At 75.5% G+C, this 16,769-nt stretch carries 3 protein-coding genes (1 of these 3 cut by a window edge); all 3 read left to right on the forward strand.

All coding sequences use genetic code 11. The features are described from left to right. Positions 1-2,654, forward strand: partial view of a non-ribosomal peptide synthetase gene (locus CUT83_RS06725; RefSeq protein WP_101254958.1) — the 3' end only. The gene continues 16,348 nt to the left of window position 1, outside the view; 2,654 of the gene's 19,002 nt are visible here — the last part of the coding sequence; the start codon falls outside the window, past its left edge; the stop codon is at positions 2,652-2,654. Then, positions 2,651-9,091 carry a non-ribosomal peptide synthetase gene (locus CUT83_RS06730; protein ID WP_101254959.1) on the forward strand — a complete coding sequence of 2,147 codons (6,441 nt, stop codon included), beginning with the start codon at positions 2,651-2,653 and terminating at the stop codon, positions 9,089-9,091. Before CUT83_RS06725 ends, CUT83_RS06730 begins: the two co-directional genes overlap by 4 nt. After that, the coding region (locus CUT83_RS06735; RefSeq protein WP_143688503.1) for a non-ribosomal peptide synthetase at positions 9,091-16,769 on the forward strand (7,679 nt) is incomplete at its 3' end. The genes CUT83_RS06730 and CUT83_RS06735, both read left to right, overlap by 1 nt.

Genomic DNA, 16,769 nt, shown 5'->3' on the forward strand with positions numbered 1-16,769 from the left:
TCGTCAGCCGCGGCAACCTCGCCAACCTGCTGGCCGACATGCGGGAACGGCTGCGCTTCGCCGCCGGGGACCGGCTGGTGGCCGTCACCACGGTCGGCTTCGACATCGCGGCCCTGGAGCTGTTCCTGCCTCTGACCAGCGGCGCCGAACTGGTACTGGCCGACCGCGGCACCGCACGGGACCCGCGGGCGCTGGCGGAACTGCTCACCCGAAGCGGCGCCACCACCCTCCAGGCCACCCCGAGCACCTGGCAGATGCTGGTCGAGACCGCGCCCGGCGCACTGCGCGGGCTGCGCAAGCTGGTGGGCGGCGAGGCGCTCCCCGCCTCCCTGGCGTCCCGGCTGCGCGAACCGGACGGCGAACTGGTCAACGTCTACGGGCCCACCGAGACCACCATCTGGTCCACCGCCGCCCGCCTCGACCGTGCCGCCCAGGGGGCTCCGCCGATCGGCAGGGCGCTGCGCAACACCCGGGCCTACGTCCTGGACGAGTGGCTCGGCCCGGTCCCCGACGGCGTCCCCGGCGAGCTCTACCTGGCCGGCGCCGGCGTGGCCCGCGGCTATCTGGGCCGCGGCGGTCTGACCGCGGAGCGATTCGTCGCCGACCCCTTCGACGGACCCGGCGGCCGGATGTACCGCACGGGAGATCTCGTGCGCAGACGCAGGGACGGGGAGCTGGAGTTCCTCGGGCGCACCGACCACCAGATCAAGGTGCGGGGTTTCCGCATCGAGCCGGGTGAGATCGAGGCGGCCCTCGGTGCGCACCGGGACGTCTTCGGAGCGGTCGTGGTCGCCCGCGCCCCCTCCGTGCCGGACGGCGCCGCCGCCGGCCCGCACCGGCGGCTCGTGGCCTACGTGGTCCCCGAGCCCCACCGGGCCGAGCGCGACACGGACCGGGAGCAGAACCGGCTCGACGAGTGGCAGGAGGCGTACGACACCCTCTACGGCGGATCCGGACCGGTCCCCCTGGGCCAGGACTTCGGGATCTGGCGGAGCAGCCACACCGGGGAGCCCATCCCGCTGGAGGAGATGCTCCAGTGGCGGGCGGCCACGGTGGACCGCATCCGGGCACTGCGGCCCGCGCGGCTGCTGGAGATCGGGGTGGGCACCGGCCTGCTGCTGTCGGAGCTGGCGCCGGAATGCGTCGCCTACCACGGGACCGACCTGTCCGCGCAGGCGATCGAAACCCTGCGCGAGCAGGTCGGGGCCGAACCCGCGCTGAGGGACAGGACGGAACTGCACGTCCGCCCGGCGCACGACTTCACCGGCCTGCGGCGGGGCTTCTACGACACCGTCGTGCTCAACTCCGTCATCCAGTACTTCCCCGGCGCCGACTACCTCTCCCGGGTGCTGCGCGGCGCGCTCGAACTGCTGGGGCCCGGCGGACGGCTCTTCGTCGGAGATGTGCGCAGCCTGGCGCTGCTGCGGACCTTCCGCGCCTCGGTGGAGATCGGCAACGCCGCCGCGGGCGACACACCGGGCCGGGTGCTGGCGTCCGCCGATCACAGGACGGCCGCGGAGAAGGAACTCGCCGTGGACCCGGGTTACTTCGCACGGCTGCGCCGGGAGGCCGGCGAACCGCTCGTCCTGGACGTACGGGTCCGGCGGGGGCGGCCGCGCAACGAGCTGACGCGGTACCGCTACGACGTCCTGCTGGTGAAGCCGGCCGGGCCCGCGGCCGGTCCCGGGCCCGCCGGCCGGGCCCCGGCCACCGAGGTGCCCTGGGCGGAGGCCGGTGACCGCGCGTGGCTGGCCGGGCTCTGCGCGGCGCACCGCGGCGCGCTGCGCGTCACCGGGATCCCCAACGCCCGCGTACGGCGCGAGACGGCCGCCCTGGCCGCACTGGAGGACGGGCGGCCGGTCACCGCGGCGCAGCGGCTGCTGGACGGACCCGCCGACGGCATGGACCCGGAGGACCTGTACGAGGTGGCGGCGGAGGCCGGACGCACCGCGTGGGTGCACTGGTCGGCCGCGGGGCCCGCGGACACCGTGGACCTGGTGCTGGCCCCGCCGGACGGGGACGTCCCCGCCGGAAGCGGCGCCGCGCGGGTGGCACCACCGGCCGAGCTGTGGCCGTACGAGCCGGATCCGGACCGGCCGCGGACGAACGACCCGTCGGCCCCGCAGCGCGACCGGGAACTGGCCGCCGAACTGCGCGAGCACCTGGCCGGACGGCTGCCGGACTACATGGTGCCCTCGGCCGTCGTCGTCCTCGACGCCTTCCCGCTGACCGCCAACGGGAAGGTGGACCGGGCCGCGCTGCCCGACCCCGATCCGGCCGGCGCGGCCGGGAACCGGCCTCCGGAGACACCCCGGGAGGAACTGCTCTGCCGGCTCTTCGCCGAACTGCTGGGGCTGAGCAGGGTGGGCACCGAGGACAGCTTCTTCGGCCTGGGCGGCGACAGCATCCTCTCCGTCCGGCTCGTCGGCCGCGCACGCGAGCAGGGGCTGCCGCTGACCACCCGTGACGTCTTCGAGCACCACACCGTGGCGGCACTGGCGAGAGCGCTGGAGGGCAGGGAGCCGGAGGGCAGGGAGCAGGAGCGGGACACCCCGGAGCACGACGGAGCCGAGCCCGGCGCACGGCCCATCAGCGCCGAGGAACTCGCGGAACTGGAGGAGGAGTTCGGCACGGAGTGGGAGGAGACCCAGTGAGCGGACCCAAGCACATGGTCGAGGAGGTTCTGCCGGTCACACCCCTCCAGGAGGGGCTGCTCTTCCACGCCGTCTTCGACGAGGAGGCCCCCGACGCCTACGTCAGCCGGCTGGTTCTCGCACTCTCCGGCGACCTGGACGCCGACCGGATGAGGAAAGCCGCCCGGGCACTGGTGGGAAGGCATCCGGCGCTGCGCTCCGCCTTCCGGCAGCGGCGTTCGGGGGAGTGGTTCCAACTCGTCGTCTCCCGCCCCGCGCTGTCCTGGGAGGAGCTGGACCTGCGGTCCACCGGCGGCCCGGGGGAGGCGGACAAACACCTGGAGGCGCTCCTGGACGAGCGTCACCGGACCGGGTTCGACCTCGGCCGGCCGCCCCTGCTGCGCTTCCTGCTCGCCAGGACCGGGAAGGACAGCCACCGGCTGGCGGTGACCTACCACCACATCATCCTCGACGGCTGGTCGATGCCCATCCTGATGAGGGACCTGGCCGCGCTGTACGGCAGCGGGGGCGATCCCCTCGGGCTTCCGCCGGCCCGCCCGCACCGCGACCACCTCGACTGGCTGGCCCGGCGCCCGCCCGAGCGGAGCGCGGGGGCCTGGCGGCAGGCCCTGGCGGGGCTGCCCGGGCCCACGCTGACGGCACCGGGCGCGGAACGCAACGGCCCACCGCCGCAGCAGGTGTGGACGCGGCTGACCGAACGGGACACCCGGGCGCTCACCGAGTGGGCGCGCGCCCGCGGCGTGACGGTGAACTCGGCCGTGCAGGCCGCCTGGGCGACGGTGCTCGGCCGCCTCACGGGCCGAGACGACGTCGTCTTCGGGACGACCGTGTCGGGCCGGCCGGCGGAGCTGCCCGGGGCCGAGGACATGGTCGGGTTCTTCATCAACACGGTGCCGCTGCGCGTGCGGCTGCGGCCGCACGAGCCGGTCGGCGACCTCGTCGTCCGCGTCCAGCGCGAGCAGACCGCCCTGCTGGAGCACCAGCACGTCAGGCTCTCCGACGTCCAGCGCTGGTCGGGGCACGCCGAACTCTTCGACACCACCATGGCCTTCGAGAACTACCCCGTCGACGACCTCGCCGCCGCCGGCTCCTTCGGCCACACCGGCCTGCGCGTCGAGGGGGGATCCGGAATCACCACAACCCACTTCCCCCTCTCCCTCTACGCGCTGCCCGGACCGGCGCTCCGCCTGCGGCTGGACCACCGGCCCGACGCGGTGGACCGCGACACCGCACGGCGCGCGGCTGACCTGCTGGAACACGCCCTGGCCGCCGTCCACGGGACGCCCTCCACCGCGACCGCCGCGGTCGCCCTCGCCCCGCGGCCGGCACCGCGACCGCGGGAGCACGGCGCCGGCGCCCTCCCGGAGGTCTCCCCGGCTCCCCCGACTCCCCCGACTCCCCCGACTCCTCCGGCCACGATCGTGGAGGAGTTCGAGGCGCAGGTGGCCAGGGCGCCCCGCGCCCCGGCCGTCCTGGCCGGTGGCCGGGAACTCACCTACGCCGAACTCGACGCCCGGGCGAACCGGCTGGCGCGGCTGTTGCGCGAACGCGGGGTCGGCCCCGAGAGCCGGGTCGCCCTCACCGTCTCCCGGAACGAGTGGCTGCCCGTCGCCGTCCTCGGCATCCTCAAGGCGGGCGGCTGTTACGTGCCCGTGAACGCCTCGCTGCCGGAGGAACGCGCCGCGTTCATGCTCCGGGACACCGCACCAATCTGCCTGCTCACCGACCCCAGGGCCGCGGCCGCCCGGCCCGGTGCCACCGGCCCGCGGGATCCGCGGGAAGCCGCCCGGGACGGCGTCGACCGCGTCGTCCTGACCAAAGAACTGCTCGAACGGTACGATCCGGCCGCGCTGACCGACGCCGAGCGGGCCGGGCCGCTGCTGCCGGGCCACACCGCCTACGTCATCCACACGTCCGGCTCCAGCGGCCTGCCCAAGGCGGTGGCCGTCGAGCACGCTCAGGTGGCCGCACTGCTGTCCTGGGCCGTCACCGGCATCGGCCCCGACCGGCTGCGCCGCACCGTGGCCGCCACTTCGGAGAGCTTCGACGTGTCGGTCTTCGACACCCTCGTCCCGCTGCTCGTGGGCGGCCGCATCGAGATCGTGGAGAACACGCTGGCCGTCGCCGACCGGGACGGCGGCGAACCCTCCCTGCTGAACGCCGTCCCCTCGGCGATGCAGGCGCTGCTGGAACGCGGCGTCCCGCTCGCCGTCGACACCGTCCTGTGCGCCGGCGAGCGCTTCCCCGCCTCCCTGGCCGAATCCCTGCGCGCCGCCTGCCCGGGGGCCCGGATCGGCAACCTCTACGGCCCGACCGAGACGACCGTGTTCGTGGCCGCCAAGTTCCTGGACGGCGCCGAGGACGGCGCACCGTCCATCGGCCGGCCGCTGCCCGGGGCGCGGATCCACGTACTCGACCCCTGGCTCCGCCCGGTGCCCGAGGGGGTGGTCGGCGAACTCCACATCGCCGGGGACTTCGTCACCCGCGGCTACTGGAGGCGCCCGGCGACGACGGCCGAGCGCTACGTCGCGGACCCCTTCGGCGCTCCGGGCGGGCGGATGTACCGCACCGGCGACCTCGGACGCCTGCTTCCCGGCGGGGAGATCGACGTGGTCGGCAGGGCCGACGGCCAGGTGAAGGTGCGCGGCCACCGCGTGGAGCTGGGCGAGGTGGAGGCCGCGCTCGCCTCCCATCCGGACGTCCGGCAGGCGGCGGCCGCCGTGCACGACGGAGGTCCCGCCGGCCCGCGTCTGGTGGGCTACGCGGTGCCCGGCGACACGGTGCCCGGCACCGGCGCGGTACTCGAGCACCTGCGGACGAAGGTGCCCTCGTACATGGTGCCCTCCGCCCTGGTGGTGCTGGACGAACTGCCGCTGACGGCCAACGGCAAGCTGGACCGGGCGGCGCTGCCGCCCCCGCCGGACCGGAGCGACGCGACGCGCTCGCGCGCTCCCCGCGGTCCGCACGAGGCGGTCCTGCTCTCCCTGTTCGCCGAGGTGCTCGGGGTGCAGCCGGCCGGCATCGACGACGACTTCTTCGCGCTGGGCGGCCACTCGCTGCTCGCCACCCGGCTGGTCAGCAGGGTGCGCACCACCCTCGGTGCCGAGCTGAGGGTGCGGGACCTCTTCGAGCTCCCCACGGTGGCGGCGCTGGGCGCCGGGATCGCACGGGCCGGGACGGCCCGGCCGCCGGTCTCCCGGGCCCAGGAGCGGCCCGCCCGCATCCCGCTGTCGCTCGCCCAGCGGCGGCTGTGGTTCCTGCACCGGCTGCAGGGCGGCAGCGCCGCGTACCACATCCCGCTCGCGCTCCGCCTCACCGGACACCTCGACACGGCCGCGCTGCGCGGCGCCGTCACCGACGTGATGGCGGGGCACGGAAGCCTGCGCACCTCGTTCCACGAGGACGCCGAAGGCCCCCACCAGGTCGTCCGGGACACCTCGGAGGCGGCCGGCCTGCTCACGCTGGTCCCGGAACAGGTCGGCGACCCGCTCCGCGCGGCGGACGAGGCGGTGGCCGAACCCTTCGACCTGACGGACGGCCTCCCCCTGCGATGCAGGCTGTTCACCCGGACCGGACCGCCGCGCGACCCGGCGGACCCGCACACGGGCGGGGGACCGGGAGAGCACCTGCTGCTCCTGGTGGCGCACCACATCGCGGCCGACGGATGGTCGCTGCGGATCATCGCGCGCGACCTGGCCGCCGCGTACGCCGCCCGCGTGGGCGGCGAACGGTTCGCGCCCGCGGCGCCACCCGTCGACTACGTCGACCACACCCTGTGGCAGCACCGGGTGCTCGGCGGCCCCGACGCGGAGGACGGCCCGCTCGGCGAGCAGCTCGCCTACTGGCGGCGGCAGCTCGCCGCACTGCCGGAGGAACTCGCACTGCCCACCGACCGGCCGCGCCCGGCCGTCCCCTCGCACCGCGGCGAGGAGACGGACTTCACCGTTCCCGCCGCGACGGCCGCGCGCATCCGGGCGCTGGCGGGGACCACCGGCACCACGCCCTTCATGGTCCTCCAGGCCGCGCTGGCGGTCCTGCTGTACCGGATGGGCGCGGGGACGGACATCCCCGTGGGCACCCCGGTCGCCGGACGCACGGACGGCGCGGTGGAGGACATCGTCGGACTCTTCGTCAACACCCTGGTCCTGCGCACCGACCTGAGCCGGACGCCCACCTTCGCACAGGTCCTGGACCGCGTGCGCAGGACGGCCCTGGACGCCTACGCCCACCAGGACGTGCCGTTCGAACGGCTGGTGGAGGTGCTCGCCCCCGAGCGGTCCCTGGCCCGCCATCCGCTGTTCCAGGTCTCCCTCGCCCTGCAGAACCTCGACGAAGCGTCGCCACCGGTGGGCGACCTGCCCGGACTGACCGCCGAGGCCGTCCGCACGGGAGGAGGCAGCGCCAAGTTCGACCTGTCCTTCGTGATCTCCCCGGGCGGTCCCGGGAACGGCGGCATGCCCGGCGTGCTCACCTACAGCACCGACCTCTTCGACCGCGGGACCGCACGGGGGCTGGTGGACCGGCTGCTGCGGGTGCTGGAGGAGGTGCTCGCGTCCCCCGCCACCCCGGTGAGGAAGGTGAGCGTGCTCCTCCCCGGCGAGGCGGGGCAGGCCCTGGAGCACGGGCGCGGCCCCCGAGCCACGGGAACCGCCGACGAACCGCTCGCCCGCTTCGGGAAACGGGTGGCGGCCGACCCCGGCGCCCCGGCGCTGCGGTGGGACGGCGGCCGGCTCACCTACGCCGAGCTGGACCGGAGGGCGAACGCGGTGGCCCGGGTGCTCCTCGGGCGCGGCATCGGCCCCGAGCACGTGGTCGCGGTGGTCGCCCCGCGCCGCCCGGAAGTGGTGGCCGCGCTGCTGGGAGTGCTCAAGTCCGGCGCCGCCTACCTGCCGGTGGACGAGGCCTGGCCGGCCGAGCGGCGGCAGCGGGTGACGGCGGACGCCGGGGTACGCCTGCTGCTGGCCCCGGGGAGCACCGGCGACGCCCGGGCGGCCTTCGCCCCGCCCGCCGCAGCGGGCACGGAGGTGCTCGGCCTGGCGGACCCGGCGTTCGAGGCCGCCGACGGCTCCGCCCTCCCGGCGGTGCGGACCCACCCGCGCGCGCTCGCCTACGTCATCCACACCTCGGGATCCACCGGCCGCCCCAAGGGCGTCGCGGTGGAGCGCGGGGCGCTGGCCGACTACGTGGAAGGAGCCGTCCGCCGCTACCCGGACGCGGCGGGGACGGCCCTGCTGCACTCACCGCTGACCTTCGACCTCAGCGGTACCGCCCTGTTCACCCCCCTGGCCGCGGGAGGCTGTGTGGTACTGGGGGAGATGGACCGTGAGGCGGAGGGGAGCGGGGCGACGTTCGTCAAGGCGACGCCCTCCCACCTGCCGCTGCTGGAGAGGCACCCGGGCCTGCCGGCACGGTCCGGCACCCTGGTGCTGGGCGGTGAGGCGCTCGACGGGCGTGCCCTGCGCGACTGGCGGGCCGCCCACCCGCACACCACGATCGTCAACGCCTACGGCCCCACGGAACTCACCGTCAACTGCGCCGAGCACCGCCTGCCTCCCGGAGCGCCCCTGCCCGGGGGACCGGTGCCGATCGGCCGCCCGTTCGCCGGGGTGCGCGCGATGGTGCTGGACGAGGGGCTCTCCCCCGTGCCCCCCGGCGTGGCCGGGGAACTGTACGTCGCCGGGCCGGGTCTGGCCCGCGGCTACCTGGGGCAGTACGGCCTGACCGCGGAGCGGTTCGTGGCCTGCCCGTTCGGGGAGCCGGGGGAGCGGATGTACCGCACCGGCGACCTGGCCCGCCGCCTGCCGGACGGCGGGCTGGAGTACGCCGGCCGCGCGGACGAACAGGTGAAGCTGCGCGGCTTCCGGATCGAACTCGCCGAGGTGGCGCAGGCCCTGGCCGCGGCGGAGCCGGTCGCCCGGGCGGTCGCCGTCGTCCGGGAGGACCGCCCCGGGGACCGGCGGCTGACCGGCTACGTGGTCCCGGCCGCGGGGGCCCTCCCGCGGGAGGACGAGCTGAGGCGCGCGGTGGCGGCGGTGCTGCCCGAGTACATGGTGCCCTCGGCCGTGGTCGTCCTCGACGAGCTGCCCACCACACCGCACGGCAAGCTGGACCGGCGCGCGCTGCCCGCTCCCGAGCACCGCTCCCGGGGCGGCGGCCGGCCGCCGCGCGACGAGCGCGAGCGGACCCTGTGCCGGATCTACGCCGAGGTGCTCGGCGTGCCCGAGGTCGGTGTCGAGGACGACTTCTTCGCGCTGGGCGGCCACTCGCTGCTCGCCACCCGGCTGGTCAACCGGATCAGGTCGGAATTCGCCGACGAGCTGGACGTACGGGCCGTGTTCGAGGCGCGTACGGTCGCCGCCCTGGCAGCCCGGCTGCGGACCAGCCGTACTAACGCCCGCCCCGCGTTGCGACGGATGTCGCGGTCGGAGAACTCGTGATGTTTCCTCTTTCCCTTGCCCAGCAGCGCCTGTGGTTCCTCCAGCAGATGGAAGGGCCCAGCGCCACGTACAACATCCCCACGGCCCTGCGGATGACCGGCGCGCTGAACGTCGCCGCGCTGCGCGAGGCGCTGCACGACGTCGTGCAGCGCCACGAGACGCTCCGCACCGTCTTCCCCGACACCGGGGACGGCGCCCGGCAGCACGTCCTGCCGGTGGACGAGGCCGCGGTGGAGCTGAGAGTCACCGCGACCCCCCGGGCCGGGCTGCCGGCCGCTCTGGCCGAGGAGGCCGGCCACGCCTTCGACCTGGCCCGCGAGGCACCTCTGAGGGCACGGCTCCTCGCGCTCGGCGAGCGGGAACACGTGCTGTGCCTGGTGCTCCACCACATAGCGGGCGACGGCTGGTCGCGGGCTCCGCTCGCCCGCGACCTCACCACCGCCTACGCCGCCCGCAGCGAGGGCCGCGCGCCGCAGTGGGAGGAACTCCCCGTCCAGTACACCGACTACACCCTCTGGCAGCGGGAACTGCTCGGCTCCGAGGAGGACCCCGAGAGCCTGCTCAGCCGCCAGACGGCCTACTGGCAGCGGAGACTCGACGGCCTGCCGGAGGCCGTCGAGCTCCCCCTCGACCGCCCCCGCCCGCCGATCGCCGGCCACCGTGGCGACACCGTGCCGATCAGCCTGTCGCCACGGCTGCACGAGCGCGTCCTCGCGGTGGCCCGCCGCCACGGCGCGAGCACGTTCATGGTGGTGCAGGCGGCGCTGGCCGGCCTGCTCTCCCGGCTCGGCGCGGGGACGGACATCCCACTGGGCACGCCGGTGGCCGGACGCACCGACGAGGCGCTCGAAGGACTCATCGGCTTCTTCGTCAACACCCTGGTGCTGCGCACCGACACCTCGGGCAACCCGACCTTCGAGGAACTGGTCGCCAGAGCCCGCGAGACATCCCTGGACGCCTACGCCCATCAGGACGTGCCGTTCGAACGGCTGGTGGAGGTGCTCGCCCCGGAACGCTCCCTGTCCCGCCACCCGCTGTTCCAGGTGAGCCTGAGCCTCCAGCACGCCACCGCGCAGGAGGCCGGCCTGGCCGGTCTGGAGATCGCTGCGCTGGACACGGGCTGGCGGGCGGCCAAGTTCGACCTGTCCTTCGACCTCCTGGAGCGGTACACTCCCGACGGCCGCCCGGACGGCATCGCCGGCACCATCGAGTACTCCACCGACGTCTTCGACGCCGACACCGTCCGCGGGATCGGGGAGCGCCTCGTCCGCTTCCTTAAGACCGCGGCGCACGCCCCCGGCACGCGCCTGCTCTCCGTGGACCTGCTCTCCGCCGGGGAACGGCGGCGCCTGCTGACGGAGTTCGCCACGACGGCGCCCGGCGCCGACGGGACGGGCGAGAGCCCGGAACCGGTCTGCGAGGCCTTCGCGCGGCAGGCCGCCGCCACACCGGAGGCCCTGGCGGTCGTCGGCGGCGACACCGCGCTCACCTTCGCCGAGGCAGACGCCCGGATCTCCCGCCTGGCCCGGCTGCTGATCTCGCGCGGAGCCGGCCCCGAGACCCGGGTGGCCGTCTGCCTGGGCCGGAGCGCCCTGTGGCCGCAGGCCGTACTGGCGGTGCTGCGGAGCGGTGCCGCCTACGTGCCGCTGGACCCGCACTCCCCGGCCGAGCGGCTGGCCGCCGTCGAGCGCGATGTCGCCCCCCTCCTGGTGCTCGCCGAACGGGACACCGAGGCGGTGGCCGCCCGTCTCCGGAGCCCGGCACTGATCCTGGACGACCCGGGGACGGAGGCCGAGACCGAGGCACAGGACGCGGCCCCGGTCACCGACGCCGACCGCACGGCGCCCCTTCGGCCCGGCAACGCGGCGTACGTCATCCACACCTCGGGCTCCACCGGCCGGCCCAAGGGAGTCGTGGTCGACCACCGCGCCCTGGCGGGTCTGCTCGACGCGCACCGCCGGGTCACCTTCTCCCGCGTCCGCCCCTCCGGGCCGGGGCCCGCCCGCGCCGCCCACGTCTCGTCCTTCTCCTTCGACGCCTCCTGGGACCCGCTGCTCGCGATGGCGGCCGGACACGAACTGCACATGATCGACGAGGACCTGCGGTTCGACCCGCCGGGCGTGGTCGCCTACTTCCGGGACCACCGCATCGACTACGTCGACCTCACCCCCACCTACTTCCGCAGGCTGCTCGACGCCGGACTGCTCCAGGAACCCGGCCACCGCCCGTCGCTGATCGCCCTGGGCGGCGAGGCGATGGACGGCGATCTGTGGGAACGGCTGCGTGCCGCAGCCCCCCGAGTGAGGGCCATGAACACCTACGGCCCCACCGAGACGGCCGTCGACGCGGTGGTGACCGAACTGGGGGACCTGCCGCGGGACACCATCGGGCGGCCCGTACCGCGGTGGCGGGCCTACGTGCTCGACGCCGGGCTGCGACCGGTCCCGCCCGGCGTGCTGGGCGAGCTGTACCTGGCCGGGCCCGGAGTGGCCCGCGGCTACCTGGGGCAGCACGGCCTGACCGCCGAGCGGTTCGTGGCCTGCCCGTTCGGGGAGCCGGGGGAGCGGATGTACCGCACCGGCGATCTGGCGCGGTGGCTCGACGACGGCAACCTGGTCTACGCCGGGCGCGGGGACGAGCAGGTCAAGATCCGCGGCTTCCGGATCGAGCCCGGCGAGGTGGAGGCCGCCCTGCGGGCACTGGATGGCGTCGCACAGGCCGCCGTGGCCGTCCGCGAGGACACCCCGGGGACGCGCAGGCTGGTGGGGTACGTCGTCGGAGCCGACGGCGCCGACCCCGAACCGCTCCGCCCCGCCGAGGCGCTGGCCCGCCTGCGTGACCGGCTGCCCGGCCATCTGGTGCCGTCCGCGCTCGTACGCCTCGACGAGCTGCCCGTCAACGCCAACGGCAAACTGGACCGCGGCGCGCTGCCGGCGCCCGACCCCGCGGCCTTCCCCGCCGGCCGGCAGCCGCGCAACGACCTGGAACGGGACCTGTGCGCGCTGTTCGCGGACGTCCTGGGCACCGGGAGCGTCGGCATCGACGACGACTTCTTCGTCCGGGGCGGCGACAGCATCCTCTCCATCCAGCTGGTCGGCAGTGCCCGCCGGGCAGGCCTGGAGTTCAGGGTCCGGCAGGTCTTCGAACTGCGGACCCCCGCGGGTCTGGCCACCGTGGCACGCCGGGCCGGGGCGGACCGCCGGGAGGACCCCGGCGCCGCCGTCGGGCCGCTTCCGCCGCTGCCCGTGGTCGCCGAGACCCTGGAGGCCGGCGGGCCGGTCGGCGGGTACAACCAGTCGGTCGTCCTCGCCTCACCGCCGGACGCCGCACCCGGCGACCTGCGCGACGCGCTCCAGGCGCTGCTGGACCGGCACGACGCGCTGCGGATCCACGCGTCCCCGGCGACGGACCCCGGCCGCCCCTGGCACCTGAGGGTGGAGGAGGCGGGCACGGTCACGGCGGAACGGTGCCTGCGCCGGGTCGACGCGGCCGGCATGACCGAGGAGGAACTGGCGCGGGCGGTGGCCGCCGAGGCCGTCGCGGCCCGGGAGGCCCTCGACCCCCTCGCCGGGACGCTCGTCAGGGCCGTCTGGCTCGACCGGGGCGGGCAGCCGGGCCGGCTGGTGCTGGTGATCCACCACCTCGCCGTCGACGGCGTCTCCTGGCGCATTCTGCTGGGCGACCTCCGCGAGGCGTGGCGGGCACTGCAAGAGGGCCGCCGCCCGGAGCTGCCCCGTACGGGCACCTCGCTGCGCGCCTGGGCCGCACAGCTCACCGCTCTGGCCGCCGACCCGGCCCTCACCGGCCAACTCGACCACTGGACGGCCACACTCGCCGACGCCGGGCCCGAGGCGGGCCGCCGCCCGCTGGACCGCACCCGGGACACCGTGGCCACCTCCGCCGTCCTCAGCGGCGAACTGCCGGAGTCCGTCACCGCCGCACTGCTCGGTCCGGCCCCGGCCGCCTTCCATGCCGGGGTCAACGACCTGCTGCTGACCGCCTTCGCCCTGGCCGTCGACCACTGGCGGGGCGGGGAGGGCGCGCCGGTCCTGGTGGACCTGGAGAGCCACGGCCGGACGGAGGAGGCGGTCGAGGGAGCCGACCTGTCCCGTACGGTCGGCTGGTTCACCAGCGTGTACCCGGTGCGGCTGGCCGCCGGACCGGTCACGGCCGCCGACCTCACCGGGCACACCCCGGCCGTCGGCGACGCGATCAAGCGGGTCAAGGAGCAGCTGCGGGCGGTCCCCGACGAAGGGCTGGGATACGGCCTGCTGCGCCACCTGAACCCCCGGACGTCCCGCCGCCTGGCGGACCGCGCCCGGGCACGCTTCGGCTTCAACTACCTCGGCCGGTTCGCCGCCGAGCAGAGCGGCGGCGAGGACGGCTGGCGGCTGCTCGGCAGCGGTCCGGCGGGACAGCACCCGGACACCCCGCTCGGCCACGAGGTCGAGGTGAACGCCGTCGCGGTGGAGGGCCCGGACGGGCCGCGGCTGGTCACCCGGTGGACCTACGCCACCGGCCTGCTGACCGAGGAGGAGACGCGCCGGCTCGCGGACTCCTGGACGCTGGCGCTGCACGCGATCGCCGGCCACGCCACCGGCGCCGGAGCCGGCGGCCTGACCCCCTCCGACGTGGCCGCCCCCGGTCTCGGCCAGGCCGAGATCGAGCAGCTCGAGCGGCGCTGCGGCACCGGGCTGGAGGACGTGCTGCCGGTGGCCCCGCTCCAGGAGGGCCTGCTCTTCCACAGCGTGTACGACCGGCGCTCGCTGGACGTCTACGTCGGACAGCTCGCCTTCCGCCTGGACGGCGAGGTCGACGAACGCGCGCTGCGGGCGGCCGCGGCGGAGCTGATCGCCCGCCACACCAGCCTGCGGACGGGCTTCCACCAGCGGGAGTCGGGCCAGTGGGTGCAGACCGTGGCCGCCGCGGTGGAGCTGCCGTGGCGCTCGTACGACCTGCGCACCCCGCGGGACACACCCGGGGACGCCGGGTCCGGGAGGCGGCTGGAGGAGCTGATCGCGGCCGAGCGCACGGAGCGGTTCGACCTCGGCCGCCCGCCGCTCATCCGCTTCCTCCTGGTCCGCACCGCCTCCGAGCGGTACCAGTTCGTGATCACCACCCACCACACGGTCGTGGACGGCTGGTCCGTTCCCATCCTGCTGCGCGAACTGCTCGCGCTCTACGGCGGCACCCCGCTGCCGGACGCCCCCGGCCACCGCGTGTACGCCGACTGGCTCGCCGACCGCGACCTCCGGGCGGCCGAGGAGGCGTGGACACGCGCGCTGGACGGCGTGGACGGGCCCACCCTGGTCGCTCCCGGCGCCCCACGAATCGGGGAGATCCCCGAGTCGGTGCGGCTGAACCTCCCCGAGGACGTCTCCGCACTGCTGCGGACGCGGGCCCGGGAAGCCGGCGTCACCCTCAACTCCGTCGTGCAGGCCGTCTGGGCGATCGTCGTCGCACAGGAGACCGGCCGCGACGACGTCACCTTCGGCATCACCGTCTCCGGCCGCCCCGCCGAACTCCCGGGCGCCGAGAACCTGGTCGGCATGCTGGTCAACAAGATCCCGCTGCGCGTCCGGCTCCGCCCCGCCGAACCACTGCTGGAACTGGTCCGGCGGCTGGAGAAGGAACAGCTCGAACTGCTGGAGCACCAGCACGTCCCGCTGACCACCCTGCACCGCTGGAGCGGGCTGCCCGAACTCTTCGACACCACCATGGTGTTCGAGAACTACCCGGCGGAGATCACCGCGCGGGAGACGCCCTTCCGCGCCTCGGGCACGGCCAGCTACAGCCGCAACCACTACCCGGCCACCCTGGTCGGCTCGATGCGCGGGACCGAGCTGACCGTCCGCATCGACTACCGCCCCGACCTCTTCGGCGAGGACTGGGCCCGCTCCCTGGGCCTGAGGGTCGTCACCGCGCTGGCCGAGGCCGCCCACCGCCCCGCCGCCCCGGTCGGCACCCTGGACCTGCTCGGCGCCGAGGAGCGGACCCGGCTGCTGGACGACTGGGGTACCGGTGCGGGGCCGCAGGCCGCCCGGCGCGGCTACGTGGAGATGTTCGAGGAGCAGGCCGCCCGGACCCCGCACGCCACGGCGGTCACCTCGTCCGCCGGCACGCTGACCTACGCCGAACTGGACCGGCAGGCGAACGGCGTCGCCCGGTGGCTGGCCGAACGCACCGCGGACGCCGGCGGCGCCGAGGTCTACGTGGGCGTGCTGGCCCCGCGCCGGCCGGAGGTACTCGCCGTCCTGCTCGGTGTTCTGAAGTCGGGCGCCGCCTACGTCCCGCTGGACGAGGCCTGGCCGGCCGAACGCACCCGCGGGGTACTGGAGGACTGCCGCCCCGCGTTCGTGGTGGCCCCCGCCGGCAGCCGGACCGACGGAGCGGGAAAGGCCGGGGCAGAGGTGCTCACCGTGGACCCGGCCGCCCTCGCCTCCCGTGGGGCGGCCGCACCGACCGACGCCGAGCGGGTGCGTCCCCTGACGCCCCGCGGCGCCGCGTACGCCATCTACACCTCCGGCTCCACCGGCCGGCCCAAGGGCGTGGTGATCGACCACGGCGCCCTGGGCGCGTACGTCGCCGGTGCCCGCGTACGCCACCTCGACGCGGCCGGGACCTCGCTGGCCCACACGTCGCTCGCCTTCGACCTCACCGTCACCACCCTGCTCACCCCGCTCGCCGCGGGGGGCGCCGTACGGCTGGGCGAGCTGGACGAATCCGCCCAGGAGGCCGGGGCCACCCTGGTCAAGGCGACGCCCTCGCACCTGCCCATGCTGCGGGAACTGCCCGGGATCCTGCCGGAGGGGGGCACCCTGATCCTCGGTGGCGAGGCGCTGACCGGCGGGCAACTGCGCCCGTGGCTCGAACGGCACCCCGCCGCGCGGGTCGTCAACGCCTACGGACCGACGGAACTCACGGTCAACTGCACCGAGTACCCGCTGCCGCAGGGGGAGCCGGTCGGCGACGGACCGGTGCCCATCGGACGTCCGTTCGCCGGTGTGCGCGCCTACGTGCTCGGCTCCGGCCTGCTCCCGGTCCCCGCCGGGACCGTCGGCGAACTGTACGTGTCGGGCGCGGGCGTGGCCCGCGGCTATCTGGGGCAGTACGGCCTGACCGCGGAGCGGTTCGTGGCCTGTCCGTTCGGGGGGCCGGGGGAGCGGATGTACCGCACCGGCGACCTGGCCCGCTGGCGGCCCGACGGAAACCTGGAGTACGTCGGCCGGACCGACGACCAGGTCAAGCTGCGCGGCTTCCGCATCGAGACCGCGGAGGTCGCCCGAGCCCTGGAGGGCCACCCCGCGGTCGCCAGGGCCGCGGTGGTGCTGCGCGAGGACCAGCCGGGTGACCAGCGTCTGGTCGGTTATGTGGTGCCGGCGGCCGGGGTGGGGGAGCTGGACCGGGGTGCGGTGTCGGCGGCGGTGGCGGGGGTGCTGCCGGAGTACATGGTGCCTTCCGCCCTGGTGGTGCTGGAGGGCTTGCCGTTGACGGCCAACGGCAAGCTGGACCGGGCGGCGCTGCCGGTGCCGGAGTTCACGGTGGGGCGGGGGCCGGGGCGGGCGCCGCGGGGGCCGCGCGAGGAGATTCTGTGCGGGCTGTTCGCCGAGGTGCTCGGGGTGCCCGAGGTCGGTGTGGACGACGACTTCTTCGCCCTGGGCGGACACTCCCTGCTGGC

This window comes from Streptomyces barkulensis (assembly GCF_002843305.1).
GTDB lineage: Bacteria > Actinomycetota > Actinomycetes > Streptomycetales > Streptomycetaceae > Streptomyces > Streptomyces barkulensis.